Origin of the sequence: Bacillus sp. FSL R5-0416 (assembly GCF_037975425.1) — a bacterium.
Lineage (GTDB): Bacteria > Bacillota > Bacilli > Bacillales > Bacillaceae > Bacillus > Bacillus subtilis.
In genome coordinates this window covers 3,527,734-3,544,890 of record NZ_CP150252.1, presented here as the reverse complement: position 1 = coordinate 3,544,890, position 17,157 = coordinate 3,527,734, and the positions used below count along the sequence as shown (strand labels likewise).

General features: G+C 47.1%; 18 protein-coding genes. 15 read left to right on the top strand and 3 right to left on the bottom strand.

Translation table 11 applies throughout. The features are described from left to right. Positions 1–100 precede the first annotated feature (100 nt). Together NYE20_RS18820 and padC are read left to right on the top strand one after the other, a co-directional pair. On the top strand, positions 101–556 hold the full coding sequence (locus NYE20_RS18820) for a DUF3237 domain-containing protein (RefSeq protein ID WP_041850507.1): 456 nt from the start codon (positions 101–103) through the stop codon (positions 554–556). Between the two features lie 22 nt (positions 557–578). Next, complete coding sequence (gene padC, locus NYE20_RS18815) at positions 579–1,064, top strand: phenolic acid decarboxylase (protein ID WP_003243190.1); 486 nt, start codon at positions 579–581, stop codon at positions 1,062–1,064. Positions 1,065–1,090: 26 nt separating this feature from the next. On the opposite strand, the gene NYE20_RS18810 is transcribed toward padC, so the two are convergent. The 3 genes from NYE20_RS18810 to slrR all read right to left on the bottom strand — a co-directional run bounded on the left by NYE20_RS18810 (position 1,091) and on the right by slrR (position 3,288). Next, positions 1,091–1,282 (bottom strand): hypothetical protein, encoded by a 192-nt coding sequence (locus tag NYE20_RS18810; protein WP_003228241.1) that lies wholly within the window; start codon positions 1,280–1,282, stop codon positions 1,091–1,093. 2 nt (positions 1,283–1,284) lie between these two features. Beyond that, positions 1,285–2,754, bottom strand: a complete 1,470-nt coding sequence (gene pnbA, locus NYE20_RS18805; RefSeq protein ID WP_124047904.1) for a para-nitrobenzyl esterase — start codon at positions 2,752–2,754, stop codon at positions 1,285–1,287. A gap of 75 nt (positions 2,755–2,829) precedes the next feature. Then, a complete protein-coding gene (gene slrR / locus NYE20_RS18800; protein ID WP_014478046.1) occupies positions 2,830–3,288 on the bottom strand; it encodes a transcriptional regulator SlrR in 459 nt (152 codons plus the stop codon). Positions 3,289–3,533: 245 nt separating this feature from the next. On the opposite strand from slrR, the gene NYE20_RS18795 reads away from it, so the two are divergent. The 13 genes from NYE20_RS18795 (at position 3,534) to NYE20_RS18735 (ending at position 17,156) form a co-directional block, all read left to right on the top strand. Beyond that, a complete protein-coding gene (locus tag NYE20_RS18795; protein WP_021480654.1) occupies positions 3,534–4,238 on the top strand; it encodes a YveK family protein in 705 nt (234 codons plus the stop codon). Positions 4,239–4,243: 5 nt separating this feature from the next. Next, positions 4,244–4,927, top strand: a complete 684-nt coding sequence (gene epsB / locus NYE20_RS18790; RefSeq protein WP_003228249.1) for a protein tyrosine kinase EpsB — start codon at positions 4,244–4,246, stop codon at positions 4,925–4,927. A gap of 234 nt (positions 4,928–5,161) precedes the next feature. Continuing rightward, positions 5,162–6,982, top strand: a complete 1,821-nt coding sequence (locus NYE20_RS18785) for a nucleoside-diphosphate sugar epimerase/dehydratase (protein ID WP_172850049.1) — start codon at positions 5,162–5,164, stop codon at positions 6,980–6,982. 11 nt (positions 6,983–6,993) lie between these two features. Continuing rightward, positions 6,994–8,139 (top strand): glycosyltransferase family 4 protein, encoded by a 1,146-nt coding sequence (locus NYE20_RS18780; RefSeq protein WP_032677035.1) that lies wholly within the window; start codon positions 6,994–6,996, stop codon positions 8,137–8,139. Continuing rightward, complete coding sequence (gene epsE / locus NYE20_RS18775) at positions 8,136–8,972, top strand: glycosyltransferase EpsE (RefSeq protein ID WP_339183771.1); 837 nt, start codon at positions 8,136–8,138, stop codon at positions 8,970–8,972. Before NYE20_RS18780 ends, epsE begins: the two co-directional genes overlap by 4 nt. Beyond that, positions 8,965–10,119, top strand: a complete 1,155-nt coding sequence (locus tag NYE20_RS18770) for a glycosyltransferase family 1 protein (protein ID WP_032726901.1) — start codon at positions 8,965–8,967, stop codon at positions 10,117–10,119. The genes epsE and NYE20_RS18770 overlap by 8 nt, the downstream gene beginning before the upstream one ends. Beyond that, positions 10,116–11,219 (top strand): biofilm exopolysaccharide biosynthesis protein EpsG, encoded by a 1,104-nt coding sequence (gene epsG, locus NYE20_RS18765; protein ID WP_003228259.1) that lies wholly within the window; start codon positions 10,116–10,118, stop codon positions 11,217–11,219. Before NYE20_RS18770 ends, epsG begins: the two co-directional genes overlap by 4 nt. Before the next feature lie 24 nt (positions 11,220–11,243). Then, entirely contained in the window at positions 11,244–12,278 is a 1,035-nt protein-coding gene (locus tag NYE20_RS18760) for a glycosyltransferase family 2 protein (RefSeq protein WP_103803427.1), read from the top strand. Positions 12,279–12,282: 4 nt separating this feature from the next. Further along, positions 12,283–13,359, top strand: coding sequence for a polysaccharide pyruvyl transferase family protein (locus NYE20_RS18755; RefSeq protein WP_161621232.1), 1,077 nt, complete (start codon positions 12,283–12,285; stop codon positions 13,357–13,359). After that, positions 13,356–14,390 carry a glycosyltransferase gene (locus tag NYE20_RS18750; RefSeq protein ID WP_161621233.1) on the top strand — a complete coding sequence of 345 codons (1,035 nt, stop codon included), beginning with the start codon at positions 13,356–13,358 and terminating at the stop codon, positions 14,388–14,390. The genes NYE20_RS18755 and NYE20_RS18750 overlap by 4 nt, the downstream gene beginning before the upstream one ends. After that, on the top strand, positions 14,387–15,904 hold the full coding sequence (locus NYE20_RS18745) for an MATE family efflux transporter (RefSeq protein WP_153257038.1): 1,518 nt from the start codon (positions 14,387–14,389) through the stop codon (positions 15,902–15,904). Before NYE20_RS18750 ends, NYE20_RS18745 begins: the two co-directional genes overlap by 4 nt. Then, positions 15,901–16,509 (top strand): sugar transferase, encoded by a 609-nt coding sequence (locus tag NYE20_RS18740; protein ID WP_161621234.1) that lies wholly within the window; start codon positions 15,901–15,903, stop codon positions 16,507–16,509. Before NYE20_RS18745 ends, NYE20_RS18740 begins: the two co-directional genes overlap by 4 nt. Beyond that, complete coding sequence (locus NYE20_RS18735) at positions 16,506–17,156, top strand: acetyltransferase (RefSeq protein WP_072173483.1); 651 nt, start codon at positions 16,506–16,508, stop codon at positions 17,154–17,156. Before NYE20_RS18740 ends, NYE20_RS18735 begins: the two co-directional genes overlap by 4 nt. Position 17,157: the final 1 nt, after the last annotated feature.

The following is a 17,157-nucleotide window of genomic DNA, read 5'->3' as shown; positions in this document are numbered from 1 at the left end:
TGTTTTTTTATGTTCCTATTGTTTGACAGTTAACTGCAATGGTGTTAAAGTAAACATGTAAATAGTTACATGATTTTTTTCTGAAGGTGAGGTGGTTCTCGTGAAGAAGCCGGTTTTAAAACCATTCGCCTCTTTAGAAATCAAGGTTGATCCGCCTATCACGATTGGTGAGACAAGCCTGGGACTGAGACGATTCATTCCGATTCGTTCGGGAACAATAACCGGGGAAGTAAAGGGACGTATTTTGCCGGGCGGTGCCGATTCACAAATGATTCGCGCTAACGGCAGAACAGATTTATCTGCCAGGTATGTGATTGAAACAGCAGATCATGAACTGATTTACATTGAAAACAATGGAATACGGCAAGTCAGCGAGCCGTTTCGAAAACAAGCGGCAGCCGGGGAAATTATTGAACCGGAACATGTTTATTTTCGTACGGTACCGACGTTTGAAACAGGCAGTGAAGTCTATCAATGGCTCCATGACCGCTTGTTTATCGGTTCCGCAGAAAGAACCCCTGATTACGTTCTACTAGACATTTATGAAGTACAGTAAAAGACTAAGGAGAGTGTGTAAGATGGAAAACTTTATCGGAAGCCACATGATTTATACGTATGAAAACGGATGGGAATACGAGATTTATATTAAAAACGACCATACAATTGATTATAGAATTCATAGCGGAATGGTTGCCGGACGCTGGGTTCGGGATCAGGAAGTGAATATTGTCAAACTGACAGAAGGCGTATATAAAGTGTCTTGGACAGAGCCGACTGGCACGGATGTTTCATTAAACTTTATGCCAAATGAAAAACGCATGCATGGCATTATTTTCTTCCCGAAATGGGTACATGAACATCCTGAAATTACGGTTTGCTACCAAAATGACCACATTGATTTGATGAAAGAATCCCGCGAAAAATATGAAACGTATCCAAAATACGTTGTACCTGAATTTGCGGAAATTACATTTCTGAAAAATGAAGGAGTCGACAACGAAGAAGTGATTTCGAAGGCTCCTTATGAGGGAATGACAGACGATATTCGCGCGGGAAGATTATAATAAACATAAAAACCCAGAAAAGAGAATTACTTCTCTTTTCCGGGTTTTCTTTTTGCTGAGTATGCGGGAACCATCACAATTCCCGCGAAAAACAGTATGATGCCAGTCCAGCGCATAGGCTGGTAATAGACTGTGTCTCGTAAACATACCACGGCCGACAAAATAATGATACAAGCTGCCACAACAATGGCAGCACCAATGTATCCTGTTTTCCCCATATTTATTCTCCTTTTGAAGGGAATAGCTTCTGCCTTTTTTCAGATTCGGGATCGTTTTCGATCGTAATCTCTGAGTCTAAAATCAGCGTCTCTCTCGTTTCTTCATGATACGCAGGCCAATTCACAGCTTCGGTGCTTGGGTTTCCTGTTTTAGCGAACGTGATCCACGCTGATTGTATCGTGTGAGAAAGCTGTTTCACCTCATCCGTAATCTCCGCTTTTGCCATTCGTTCCAATCCGTCCAGATTTCCAAAGACAAAAGGAAGCTCTAATGCGTGAAACGCTTTATTGTACGGCGGCTTCTTCGGGTGCCAATCGAACCTGTACATCCAGACAGGGGCGTAATGAGACTGTGCGGATGCATAGGCGACGGCAGGGCGCCAAAATAATAAATCAGTCATCATATGAATTTGGCTTTCCAGAGAACGCGGATACAAATCGGCAACTTTCTCTGCCAGCGGCTTCCCTAGTAAATACTCGAGCGCTGCATCAAGCGTTTCCTGAGAATGAACGTCTGAATCCGGGGTGAAAAATAAATATCCTTCATCACGGGTTGTTCCAATTAATAGCGGAATACCGGAAGCAGCCCCTTCTGCGATCGCTTTTTCTGGTTCTTCAGGCAGCGTTTTCGGATCAAGGGCGGGCTGGAAGAACAGCTGAAAGATATTTTCTTTTTCTGCAATCCGAAGCTGATCAGCCGCTTTTAGCAAATCTTCCGCAGAAACCGTATGCAATTTATCCAGTTGGCCCTCGTTAATCCCAAGGACCTGTAAAAAGGCTGCCGAGGTGCTCGCCGCTTGTTCTTTCGTCATCGTTCGAGAAGCGCCGCTTTCCATGATTGCTTTCTGGAACAGGCCTTTTGCCGCAGGCATAGCGAGAAGCGCGGCAATGCTCATCCCGCCGGCGGATTCTCCAAATACTGTTACGTTATCGGGATCACCGCCAAACGCTGAAATATTCTCCCGCACCCATTTCAGCGCGGCGGCTTGGTCTAAAAGCCCAAGGTTATCGGAATACGCCTCATCAAACGAAGACAAGTGCAAAAAGCCAAACGGCCCCAGCCGATAGTTCAATGTAACGACAATGACTTCTCCCTGTGCCGCAAGTTTTGATCCGTCATACAATGGCTCACTGCCCGCTCCTAGATAAAAAGCGCCTCCGTGAATCCACACCATGACAGGAAGATTTTGACTTGGAGTGTCAGGCGCAAATACATTGACATACAAGCAATCCTCGGACTGGCGGGGCAGCTCTGTATACGACAGTGACAGCAAATCAGACGGCTGCGGGCAAATAGGGCCGTACGCTGTGGCATCAAGCACATCTTCCCACACTTCAGGCGGCTCAGGTGCTTTAAAACGCCATTGTCCGAGAGGCGGCTTGGCATAGGGGATGCCTTTCCACTTATGTACACCGTTTTCCGTTGTGCCTTTTACTTTGCCGTATTGAGTCGTTACTATTTGATGAGTCATTGTGTTCTCTCCCTTTTTCCCCCATTATAAACAGATTTCCCCTAAAGATGCGAACGTTAGCCCACTAATCGATCATCATCTTCCCATTGTTTTTAAAAAGGATTTGACTTCATGGACAGACAAGCCGATTTCTCTTGCCTCCGCCATCAGCGCTTTCCATTCTTCTATATTGGATTCCGTCAGTTTGCGGTTGCGGTAAGAGGCAGTTTCAGGCTGTTCTTTCTTCAGTCTGTTCGTAAAAGTGAACAATTCTTCTTTTTCCATCCCGGCTTGTACGGCTTGCACTAAATGTACGCGCCATTCTTCTTCACCGCCGCTGATTTTTTCATACATCATTGTTTCTGCGTCAAATAATTCTGTTAATTCAACTTCCAGTGTGGCAGAAACCTTTTTTAAAAATTGAACGGACGGATTCGTGTGAACGCCTCTTTCAATCTTGCTTAAATAGGATTTGGATACGCCTGACTCAACAGCCAGCTGATTAATAGAATAGCCTTTTCTTTTACGGTACAAACGGATAATTCTTCCAATCATAATATGAAATTCTCCTCTATTCCTGTCGTTATTTCGTTCATTATAAGGAATTTTTCGTTCTTTATAAAATTTAAAATAATAAGGGAAGTGCAGTAAATTAGAGGAAAATCATGATTTTGTTCTCTAAAGAGAACTTATTGGCTTATTTTGCAATTTTTAAATAATAACGTTTTCTTTTATAATCCAATCATTAACAGAAAGGGGCGCGGGAAGCCAGCCGCGGGAAGGCTGAAGGCTATGAATACATGAATGAGAATATGAGTTTCAAAGAATTATATGCGATTGTCAGACACAGATTCGTGCTGATTCTGCTCATCACAATCGGCGTCACCCTTATGATGGGTTTTGTGCAATTTAAGGTCATTTCACCGACCTACCAGGCGTCGACACAGGTGCTGGTTCATGAATCAGACGGTGAAGAAAACTCGAATCTCAGTGACATCCAGCGAAATCTTCAGTATAGCAGCACGTTCCAATCGATTATGAAAAGCACTGCCTTGATGGAAGAAGTTAAGGCGGAATTGCACCTATCTGAATCGGCTTCCTCGCTGAAAGGAAAAGTAATCACCAGCAGTGAAAATGAATCAGAAATTATCAACGTTGCCGTCCAGGATCACGATCCGGCGAAAGCGGCTGAGATTGCGAACACGTTAGTGAACAAGTTTGAAAAAGAAGTAGATGAAAGAATGAATGTACAAGGCGTACATATATTATCAGAGGCGAAGGCTTCTGAAAGCCCGATGATCAAGCCGGCCAGGCTGCGAAATATGGTCATGGCTTTTGGCGCTGCTGTCATGGGCGGCATTACACTGGCATTTTTTCTGCATTTTCTCGATGATACGTGCAAAAGCGCACGGCAGCTCAGCGAGAGAACCGGATTGCCATGCTTAGGCTCCGTTCCTGATGTCCACAAAGGGCGGAATCGCGGGATAAAACATTTCGGGGAGTGAAGCGAGTGATCTTTAGAAAAAAGAAAGCAAGGCGAGGTTTGGCTCAAATATCTGTTTTACACAATAAATCAGTTGTTGCGGAACAATATCGCACCATTCGGACAAACATTGAGTTCTCATCTGTCCAGACCAACTTGCGATCTATCCTCGTCACCTCCTCTGTGCCTGGTGAAGGTAAATCGTTCAGTGCAGCGAATCTTGCGGCTGTCTTTGCGCAGCAGCAGGAAAAGAAAGTACTGCTGGTGGATGCCGATTTAAGAAAGCCGACCATCAATCAGACGTTTCAGGTTGATAATGTAACCGGGCTGACAAATGTGCTGGTCGGTAATGCTTCACTCAGTGAGACGGTGCAAAAGACGCCGATCGATAACTTATATGTACTGACAAGCGGGCCGACCCCGCCAAACCCGGCAGAACTGCTGTCTTCAAAAGCAATGGGAGATTTAATATCTGAGATCTATGAACAATTCAGCCTCGTCATCTTTGATTCCCCTCCGCTTTTGGCTGTTGCAGATGCTCAGATTCTAGCAAATCAAACAGACGGCAGCGTGCTCGTCGTTTTAAGCGGAAAAACAAAAACCGATACCGTTCTGAAAGCAAAAGATGCACTGGAACAATCCAATGCGAAGCTGTTAGGCGCTCTTTTAAACAAAAAGAAAATGAAAAAATCGGAACACTATTCCTACTAGTTTTTGTAAAGGTGATGTCTCCTGACCTGTATCAATGGAGGCACTCGGCTCTGCTGTGGGCAGCTGAAGTTGCTGCCTTAGATGCTGGTCGTCGCTGGCGGGGCGTGAGGATGGGTTAAATGCCCACTTATCTGATATATACATAGGACGTATTGTCGGTTTAGCTGCTGCCGATTTTTTGGAGAGACGAAAACCGCCGCAGCTAAACCGATAAAAGAATTAGGGGGGAAAAGGTTGAGTTACCGGAGAAGACTGTCAATGATTATTGCGCTGGATACTTACCTCGTTTTAAATTCAGTTATTGCAGGATATCAATTTTTAAAAGATTCCTATCAATTTTATGACTCCGGAGCATTACTGCTTACCGCTGTCAGCTTGCTCCTCAGCTATCATGTGTGTGCTTTCCTGTTCAATCAGTATAAACAGGTGTGGACATACACCGGGCTTGGCGAGCTGATTGTCCTGCTTAAGGGCATTACGCTTTCAGCCGCTGTGACTGGTATCATTCAGTATGCTGTGTATCACACGATGTTCTTCCGACTGTTAACCGCGTGTTGGGTGCTTCAGCTTTTGTCTATTGGAGGGACCCGTATTTTATCCAGAGTATTAAACGAAAGCATCAGGAAAAAACGCTGCGCCTCGTCCCGCGCGCTGATTATCGGGGCGGGCTCAGGTGGGACTCTGATGGTCAGGCAGCTGCTTTCGAAAGATGAACCAGATATCATACCTGTCGCTTTTATTGATGACGACCAAACGAAGCATAAATTAGAAATTATGGGGCTGCCCGTAATCGGCGGAAAAGAAAGTATCATGCCTGCGGTGCAAAAGCTCAAAATTAATTTTATTATTATTGCCATTCCTTCACTCCGCACCCATGAGCTTCAGGTGTTATATAAAGAATGTGTGCGAACCGGAGTAAGCATTAAAATTATGCCTCATTTTGATGAAATGCTGCTTGGCACACGAACTGCCGGACAAATTAGAGATGTAAAAGCTGAGGACTTGCTCGGCAGAAAGCCGGTAACCCTCGACACTAGCGAAATTTCGAATCGCATCAAAGGAAAAACAGTTCTCGTCACGGGAGCGGGCGGATCAATCGGCTCAGAAATCTGCCGGCAGATCAGTGCGTTTCAGCCTAAGGAAATTATTCTGCTCGGCCATGGGGAAAACAGCATTCATTCAATTTATACAGAGCTAAACGGACGATTCGGCAAACACATTGTGTTCCATACGGAAATCGCTGATGTGCAGGACCGCGATAAAATGTTTACATTGATGAAAAAATACGAGCCGCATGTTGTCTATCATGCAGCTGCCCATAAGCATGTGCCTTTAATGGAACATAATCCTGAAGAGGCGGTCAAAAACAATATTATCGGAACAAAAAATGTCGCGGAAGCAGCCGATATGTCGGGAACAGAGACATTCGTGCTGATTTCATCGGACAAAGCGGTGAACCCAGCCAACGTAATGGGGGCGACAAAACGATTCGCAGAGATGATTATTATGAATCTTGGGAAAGTCAGCAGAACCAAATTTGTCGCTGTTCGCTTCGGCAATGTACTCGGGAGCCGAGGCAGCGTCATTCCGATTTTCAAAAAACAGATTGAAAAAGGCGGCCCGGTGACAGTAACACATCCGGCAATGACCCGCTATTTCATGACGATTCCCGAGGCATCAAGGCTTGTGATTCAGGCTGGGGCACTGGCGAAAGGGCGTCAGATTTTTGTTCTCGATATGGGAGAGCCCGTAAAGATTGTAGATCTTGCCAAAAACCTCATTCATTTGTCCGGCTACACGACAGAGCAGGTTCCAATCGAATTCACAGGCATTCGTCCGGGCGAAAAAATGTATGAAGAATTACTGAACAAAAATGAAGTCCATGCTGAACAAATCTTTCCGAAAATTCACATCGGTAAAGCGGTGGACGGTGATTGGCCGGTGCTGATGCGCTTTATCGAGGATTTTCATGAGCTGTCGGAAGCCGACCTGAGAGCGAGGCTGTTTGCGGCAATCAATACATCAGACAAAATGACGGCTGCCAGTGTTCATTAGGGGGAGTGAAAATGACGAAAAAGATCTTGTTTTGCGCGACTGTTGATTATCATTTTAAGGCCTTTCACCTCCCTTATTTTAAATGGTTTAAACAAAGGGGCTGGGAGGTTCATGTCGCCGCGAACGGACAAACCAAGCTGCCGTATGTAGATGAGAAATTCTCCATCCCGATTCGCAGGTCACCTTTTGACCCTCAGAACCTGGCCGTTTATAGGCAGTTGAAGAAAGTGATCGACACTTATGAATACGACATTGTCCATTGCCATACACCGGTCGGCGGCGTTCTCGCCAGACTGGCGGCGAGGCAGGCACGGCGGCACGGAACAAAGGTGCTGTATACAGCGCACGGATTTCACTTCTGCAAAGGAGCACCAATGAAAAATTGGCTTCTTTACTATCCGGTCGAGAAATGGCTTTCAGCATATACGGACTGCCTGATTACGATTAATGAAGAGGATTATAAACGGGCGAAAGGACTTCAAAGGCCGGGCGGAAGGACGCAGAAAATTCACGGCATTGGCGTCAACACCGAGCGTTTCCGGCCTGTCAGTCCGATAGAGCAGCAAAGACTCAGAGAAAAGCACGGGTTCCGTGAAGATGATTTTATATTGGTTTATCCGGCTGAGCTCAATCTGAACAAAAACCAGAAGCAGTTAATTGAAGCCGCAGCCTTGCTAAAAGAAAAAATTCCCTCGCTCCGCCTTGTGTTTGCCGGGGAAGGGGCAATGGAACAAACGTATCAAATGTTAGCTGAAAAGCTTGGTGCCTCCGCCAATGTCTGTTTTTACGGCTTTTGCAGCGACATACATGAGCTGATTCAGCTTGCGGATGTATCTGTCGCATCCAGCATTAGAGAGGGCCTCGGCATGAATGTGCTTGAGGGAATGGCGGCAGAAAAACCGGCGATCGCCACAGATAATCGCGGGCATCGGGAAATCATTCGCGACGGAGAAAACGGTTTTCTGATCAAAATCGGTGACAGTGCTGCTTTTGCCCGCCGGATTGAACAGCTTTACCATAAGCCGGAGATCTGCCGAAAGCTGGGACAGGAAGGCCGAAAAACAGCCTTGCGCTTCTCGGAGGCGCGAACGGTGGAAGAAATGGCAGATATTTATTCCGCGTACATGGATATGGATACAAAGGAGAAAAGCGTATGAACTCAGGACCGAAAGTTTCTGTCATTATGGGCATTTATAATTGCGAACGCACTTTGGCAGAAAGCATAGAATCCATTCTCAGCCAATCCTATAAAAATTGGGAGCTGATTTTGTGCGATGATGCGTCAACAGACGGCACGCTCCGTATCGCGAAGCAGTATGCCGCTCATTACAGCGACCGCATCAAACTGATTCAAAACAAAACAAATAAGCGGCTTGCCGCATCATTAAATCATTGTCTTTCGCATGCGACAGGCGATTATATCGCACGTCAGGACGGAGATGACCTTTCGTTTCCGCGCCGTCTGGAAAAGCAGGTCGCGTTTTTAGAAAAGCACCGACATTATCAGGTGGTTGGCACCGGCATGCTTGTGTTTGATGAATTTGGCGTAAGAGGCACCCGCATTCTGCCTTCTGTTCCGGAGCCGGGCATCATGGCAAAAGGGACTCCATTTTGCCACGGCACGATTATGATGAGAGCGAGTGCCTACCGCACGCTGAAAGGCTACCGGTCGGTGCGGCGGACGAGACGAATGGAAGATATTGATTTGTGGCTTCGCTTTTTTGAAGAGGGCTTCAGGGGCTATAATCTTCAGGAAGCCTTGTATAAAGTGAGGGAAGACAGCGATGCATTCAAACGGCGGTCATTTACGTATTCAATCGACAATGCCATTCTTGTCTATCAGGCGTGCAGACGCTTGAAGCTTCCTTTATCTGATTACATATATATCGCAAAACCGTTAATTCCCGCCTTTATGCCTGCAGCTGTGATGAATCGCTACCATAAAAAAAGAGTGATGAACCAAAAGGAAGGGCTTGTCAAGCATGAATAGCAGCCAAAAGCGCGTGCTCCATGTTCTCAGCGGCATGAACAGGGGCGGCGCGGAAACCATGGTAATGAATTTATATCGGAAGATGGACAAAAGCAAAGTGCAATTTGATTTTTTAACGTATCGAAATGATCCGTGCGCTTATGATGAAGAGATTTTATCTTTAGGCGGGCGGCTTTTTTATGTCCCGAGCATTGGGCAAAGCAATCCCCTTACATTTGTGAGGAATGTGAGAAACGCGATAAAAGAAAATGGGCCGTTCAGCGCCGTTCATGCGCACACGGATTTCCAAACGGGTTTTATCGCCCTTGCGGCAAGGCTCGCCGGAGTGCCGGTCAGGGTATGCCACTCCCACAATACGTCTTGGAAGACCGGCTTCAACTGGAAGGATCGATTGCAGCTGCTCGTGTTCAGGCGGCTCATTTTGGCAAATGCGACAGCGCTGTGTGCCTGCGGAGAGGATGCGGGCAGGTTTTTATTTGGACAGTCCAATATGGAGCGGGAGCGTGTTCACCTTCTTCCTAACGGGATTGACCTTGAGTTGTTCGCCCCAAATGGGCAGGCGGCTGATGAAGAAAAAGCAGCACGCGGCATTGCAGCCGACCGGCTCATCATTGGCCATGTGGCCCGGTTTCATGAAGTGAAAAACCACGCGTTCCTGTTGAAGCTTGCCGCACATCTCAAGGAAAGAGGCATTCGCTTTCAGCTCGTTCTGGCGGGAGACGGGCCGTTGCGCGGGGAGATAGAGGAGGAGGCGCGGCAGCAGAATTTGCTATCAGACGTCCTCTTTTTAGGCACGGAAGAACGGATCCATGAACTGATGCGAACATTCGATGTATTTGTCATGCCGTCTCTGTACGAAGGCTTGCCGGTTGTGCTTGTGGAAGCGCAGGCGTCGGGGCTTCCATGCATCATTTCAGACAGCATTACAGAAAAAGTCGACGCCGGTCTCGGGCTTGTCACAAGATTAAGTCTTTCTGAGCCGATCAGCGTCTGGGCTGAAACCATTGCAAGGGCGGCCGCCGCAGGCAGGCCGAAGCGTGAGTTCATCAAAGAAACACTCGCTCAACTTGGCTACGATGCACAGCAAAATGTAGGAGCGCTGCTGAATGTATACAACATCAGCACGGAAAAGGACCATAACCGATGATTGTATATGCCGTCAATATGGGGATTGTATTTATTTGGTCTTGGTTCGCTAAAATGTGCGGCGGCCGTGATGATTCGCTTGCCACGGGGTATCGGCCGAATAAGCTTTTGATCTGGATTCCGCTCGCTTCACTTGTGCTCGTGTCAGGTCTCCGCTATCGAGTCGGCACGGATTTTCAGACGTACACGCTGTTGTACGAATTGGCGGGCGATTATCAAAATGTGTGGCAGATATTCGGTTTCGGCACAGCGAAAACAGCGACAGATCCGGGGTTTACCGCACTCCTTTGGCTGATGAATTTCATCACGGAAGATCCTCAAATCATGTATTTTACGGTGGCGGTCGTGACCTACAGCTTTATTATGAAGACACTCGCCGACTATGGCAGGCCGTTTGAGCTGAGTGTCTTTTTATTTTTGGGAACCTTTCATTATTACGCATCTTTTAACGGCATCAGGCAATACATGGTGGCAGCTGTTTTGTTTTGGGCGATCCGTTATATCATTAGCGGGAACTGGAAGCGATATTTCCTGATTGTGCTGGTCAGCTCGCTCTTTCATTCGTCGGCGCTGATTATGATTCCAGTGTACTTTATTGTCAGAAGAAAAGCCTGGTCACCGGCGATATTCGGCCTATCCGCTTTATTTCTCGGCATGACATTTTTATATCAAAAATTTATTTCTGTGTTTGTCGTTGTACTTGAAAACAGCTCATACAGCCATTATGAAAAATGGCTCATGACGAACACAAATGGAATGAATGTGATCAAAATCGCTGTTTTGGTTCTGCCGCTGTTCCTTGCATTTTGCTATAAAGAACGACTGCGGAGTCTGTGGCCGCAAATTGATATTGTCGTCAATTTGTGCCTGCTAGGTTTTTTGTTCGGCCTTTTGGCCACAAAGGACGTGATTTTTGCCAGATTCAATATTTATTTCGGTCTGTATCAAATGATCCTAGTCCCTTATTTCGTCAGGATATTTGATGAAAAATCGAACGCTCTTATCTATATCGCTATCGTTGTTTGTTATTTTCTTTACAGTTATTTGCTTATGCCGGTCGATTCATCGGTTCTGCCTTACAGAACGATTTTTTCCCGGTAATTTATGCACGAGGAGCCGGTCATTATGGAAACACCTGCGGTTAGTCTGTTAGTCGCTGTTTATAACACAGAAACATATATCAGAACGTGTCTCGAATCACTGCGGAACCAGACAATGGACAATATTGAAATCATCATTGTCAATGACGGTTCAGCTGACGCCAGCCCGGATATCGCAGAAGAATACGCCAAAATGGACAACAGGTTCAAGGTGATTCATCAGGAAAACCAGGGACTCGGTGCGGTTCGGAATAAAGGCATTGAAGCTGCACGCGGCGAATTTATCGCGTTTATCGATTCAGACGATTGGATTGAGCCTGATTATTGCGAGCAGATGCTCCGGGCAGCAGGCGATGAAACTGATCTGGTCATTTGCAATTACGCCGCAGAGTTTGAGGACACTGGCAAAACCATGGACTCAGACATTGCCCAAACCTATCAGGATCAGCCGAAGGAGCACTATATCAAGGCGTTATTCGAAGGGAAGGTCAGAGGGTTTTCATGGAACAAACTGTACAGAAGAAGCATGATTGATGCCCATCGGCTGTCGTTTCCGCTCCGAGGCGAGCTGGAGCATGTCGAGGATCAGTTTTTCAGCTTCAGGGCTCACTTTTTCGCCCGCTCAGTATCCTACGTAAAAACGCCGCTCTATCATTATCGAATTCACCTTTCCTCCATTGTGCAGCGCTATCAGAAAAAATTGTTTGAATCAGGACTTGCGCTGTATGAGGCGAATGCGGCGTTTTTACAGGAGAACAACAAACTGGAGGAGTATCGCAAGGAGCTTGATACCTTTATCGTTCTTCACAGCAGCATCTGTATGCTGAATGAATGGAAAACGAGCGGCAGCCGCCGGCTGTTCGAAAAGCTTAGAAATGTTGGCGTGATATGCGCGGACCCGGTGTTTCAAGAAAGTCTTTCAAAAACGGGTACCGCTCCTTTTGACGCAAAACGGTCATGCCTGCTTCTGATGGCGAAATACAGAATGATTCCGTTCGTCGCTATGGCATCGGCTGTGTATCAGCGGGTGATCGAGTACAAAATGAGAAACAGAGGGTGAGGACATGTCGTTACAATCGTTGAAAATCAATTTTGCAGAATGGCTGCTGCTAAAGGTCAAATACCCGTCCCAATATTGGCTGGGAGCGGCAGATCAACCGATAAAGGCCGCAGCACATCAGAAAAAAATCATACTGACCCTGCTGCCGTCCCATGACAATTTGGGAGATCACGCAATTGCTTATGCCAGCAAGGCATTTCTTGAGCAAGAATACCCGGACTTTGACATCGTCGAGGTCGATATGAAGGACATTTACAAATCAGCAAAAAGCCTGATCCGCTCGCGCCATCCGGAGGATATGGTCTTTATCATCGGCGGCGGAAATATGGGGGATTTATACCGTTATGAGGAGTGGACGCGCCGCTTCATCATTAAAACATTCCATGACTATCGGGTTGTCCAGCTTCCGGCAACGGCTCATTTTTCTGACACGAAAAAGGGGCGCAAAGAGCTGAAACGGGCACAGAAAATTTATAATGCGCACCCCGGCCTATTGCTCATGGCACGGGATGAAACAACGTATCAATTTATGAAACAGCATTTTCATGAAAAAACAATTTTGAAGCAGCCGGACATGGTGCTGTATTTAGACAGAAGCAAGCCCCCCGCAGAACGCGAAGGGGTTTATATGTGTTTGCGCGAGGATCAGGAAAGCGTGCTTCAGGAGGACCAGAGGAACCGGGTCAAGGCTGCGCTATTTGAGGAATTCGGCGAGATCAAATCCTTTACGACAACGATCGGCCGCCGGGTCAGCCGGGATACACGCGAACAAGAACTTGAAGCACTGTGGTCTAAGCTGCAAAGCGCAGAAGCCGTCGTCACTGACAGGCTTCATGGCATGATTTTTTGCGCGCTGACAGGAACGCCGTGTGTTGTCATTCGCTCCTTTGACCATAAGGTGATGGAGGGCTATCAATGGCTTAAAGACATCCCGTTCATGAAGCTGATAGAACATCCGGAGCCAGAGCGCGTAACAGCCGCAGTCAATGAGCTTTTAACAAAAGAAACACCCCGTGCAGGCTTTCCGAGAGATGTGTATTTTAAAGGTCTGCGTGACAAAATCAGCGGTGAAGCGCAATGACCCCGCTCGTCAGCATTATTGTCCCGATGTATAATGTTGAACCATTTATAGAAGAGTGCATTGATTCTTTGCTTTGCCAAACGCTTTCGGATATTGAAATCATCCTCGTGAATGACGGAACACCGGATCGTTCAGGCGAAATTGCAGAGGACTATGCAAAACGGGATGCGAGAATCCGGGTCATTCATCAGGCAAACGGCGGGCTTAGTTCAGCGCGAAATACGGGAATAAAGGGCGCGCGGGGCACTTACATCGGCTTTGTAGACGGAGACGATTATGTATCATCCGCCATGTTCCAGAGGCTGACTGAAGAAGCGGAGCAAAATCAGCTTGACATCGTCGGATGCGGTTTTTACAAGCAGTCATCGGACAGGCGGACATATGTGCCGCCGCAGCTTGAGGCAAACCGCGTGCTGACGAAACCAGAAATGACTGAACAGCTTAAACATGCTCACGAAACGAGATTTATCTGGTATGTATGGCGTTATCTTTACCGTCGTGAGCTTTTTGAAAGGGCGAATCTGTTGTTTGATGAAGACATCCGTTTTGCTGAAGACTCTCCCTTCAATTTGTCCGCTTTTTGCGAAGCGGAGCGGGTGAAAATGCTGGATGAAGGCTTGTACATCTATCGTGAAAACCCGAACAGCCTGACAGAAATCCCTTATAAGCCGGCGATGGATGAACATCTTCAAAAACAATATCAGGCTAAAATTGCATTCTACAATCACTATGGCTTAGCAGGCGCATGCAAAGAAGATTTGAATGTGTACATTTGCAGGCACCAGCTTCCGATGCTTTTGGCAAATGCCTGTGCTTCTCAGAATTCGCCGAAAGACATCAAAAAGAAGATCAGACAGATTTTATCCTATGACATGGTGCGGCAGGCTGTCAGACATACACCGATTCAGCATGAGAAATTATTAAGAGGAGAGCGTTTGGTATTAGCACTGTGTAAATGGCGGCTCACTTTTCTCATCAAGCTGTTTTTCGAGCAGCGGGGGACAATGAAAGGCAGTGCGAAGCAGGCATGAAATTCACGATAAACTTCAGCGCTAATCTCACGGCTTTTCTCTTGTCCGTTTTCCTATCGGTTTGGATGACGCCTTTTATTGTCAAAACGCTTGGTGTGGAAGCGTTTGGCTTTGTTCACTTGACACAAAATGTGATTAATTACTTTTCGATTATTACCGTGGCGCTCAGCTCGGTTGTCGTTCGGTTCTTTTCTGTTGCTGCCCACAGGGGAGAGCGGGAGAAAGCAAATGCGTATATCAGCAATTATTTAGCGGCCTCTGTTTTGATTTCATTGCTGCTCTTGCTGCCGCTTGCGGGTTCGGCTTTTTTTATTGACCGCGTCATGAATGTGCCGCAAGCGCTTTTGGCAGATGTGCGTTTGTCGATTTTAATCGGCAGTGTGCTGTTTATTTTAACGTTTCTGATGGCGGGTTTCGGTGCTGCACCATTTTATGCCAACCGCCTTTATATCACCAGTTCCATTCAGGCGGTGCAAATGCTTATACGGGTGCTGTCTGTGCTGCTCCTGTTTGCATGCTTTGCGCCGAAAATCTGGCAGATCCAGCTTGCAGCTTTAGCTGGTGCTGTCATGGCGTCTGTGCTGTCTTTCTATTTCTTCAAAAAGCTGATTCCGTGGTTTTCGTTTCGTATGAAGGATCTTTCATTCCGCACAAGCAAGGAGCTGTTTCAAGCGGGCGCATGGAGCTCCGTCAATCAAATCGGCGTCCTGCTTTTTTTGCAGATTGATCTGTTAACCGCCAATTTGATGCTTGGGGCATCCGCATCCGGGAAATACGCGGCGATTATCCAATTTCCGCTGCTTTTGCGCAGCTTGGCCGGAACGGTCGCATCCCTGTTTGCGCCTATCATGACTTCATATTATTCAAAAGGCGATATGGACGGATTGATGAATTACGCCAATAAGGCAGTGAGGCTCAATGGTGTTTTGCTTGCACTTCCTGCTGCATTATTGGGCGGATTGGCGGGACCTTTTTTGACAATCTGGCTCGGACCGTCCTTTTCGTCGATAGCACCGCTTTTATTTATTCATGCCGGATACTTGGTTGTCAGCCTCGCCTTTATGCCGCTGTTTTATATATGGACCGCTTTTAATCAACAAAAAACACCGGCGATTGTTACCCTGCTGTTAGGTGCGGTGAATGTGGTGCTGGCGGTCACGCTGAGCGGGCCGGCTCATCTCGGTCTGTACGGCATAACATTGGCAGGGGCCATTTCTCTTATTTTAAAAAATGCCATCTTTACGCCGCTTTACGTATCCCGCATTACAGGCTACAAAAAGCACGTGTTCTTTAAAGGCATCATCGGGCCTCTTTCAGCCGCTGTGTTTGCCTGGACGGTCTGTAAGGCAATTCAGTTCATTGTGAAGATTGACAGCTGGCCGTCATTGATAGCGGCGGGAGTGACAGTCAGCTTTTTCTACGCTGTTTTCGCTTTTATGCTCGTTTGTACAAAAGAGGAAAGACAGCTGGTATTAAAACGGTTTCGAAAAACGAAAGGAGCTGTGAATCTTTGATCCTGAAACGACTTTTTGATCTGACGGCCGCCATTTTTTTGTTGTGCTGTACAAGTGTGATCATTCTGTTCACCATCGCCGTTGTCAGGCTGAAAATAGGATCACCTGTCTTCTTTAAGCAAGTAAGGCCAGGCCTGCACGGCAAACCGTTCACCCTATATAAGTTCCGGACAATGACGGATGAACGGGACGGTGAGGGAAATCTGCTGCCCGATGAAGTCCGGCTGACGAAAACGGGCAGGCTGATCAGAAAGCTGAGCATTGATGAGCTTCCGCAGCTCCTGAATGTCCTGAAGGGCGATCTGAGCCTTGTCGGGCCGCGGCCGCTTTTGATGGACTATCTGCCTCTTTATACAGAAAAACAGGCACGGCGCCATGAGGTGAAGCCGGGTATCACAGGCTGGGCGCAAATCAATGGCAGAAACGCGATTTCCTGGGAAAAGAAATTTGAATTAGATGTTTGGTACGTTGACAACCGATCATTTATTCTCGATTTGAAAATTTTATGTTTGACGGTGCGAAAGGTCCTTGTTTCAGAAGGGATTCAGCAAACGAATCATGTGACCGCGGAACGGTTTACCGGAAGCGGAGATGTGTCCTCATGAAAAACGTGGCCATTGTGGGTGACGGCGGACACGGAAAGGTGATCAGAGAGCTGATAAACGCCCGCTCAGATACGCGCTTAGCCGCGGTGCTGGATGATAAATTCAAAACGTTCGAAGGCGGAAAAGAATGGTACACAGGACCGCCGGAAGCCGTTACTGAACTGCGCAGGCTCATTCCTGATGTGCTGTTTCTGATTGCTGTTGGGAATAACAGTGTCAGAAAACAGCTGGCGGAGCGACTGGGACTGAGGAAAGATGATTTTATTACATTGATTCACCCGTCAGCCATCGTCAGCAGGTCGGCTGTCATTGGGGAAGGGACAGTAATTATGGCGGGCGCGATCATTCAGGCGGATGCGCGCATCGGCGCTCATTGCATCATCAATACGGGTGCAGTGGCAGAGCACGATAATCAAATCAGCGATTACGTTCATCTGTCCCCGCGTGTCACGCTGTCAGGAGCGGTTTCCGTTCAGGAAGGCGCTCACGTCGGAACTGGTGCATCCGCCATACCGCAGATCACAATCGGGGCTTGGAGCATTGTCGGTGCCGGCTCCGCGGTGATCCGTCCCATACCGGACAGGGTAACGGCGGCCGGTGCTCCGGCACGCATCATTTCTTCCATTCAAACATCAAACAAAGGATGAT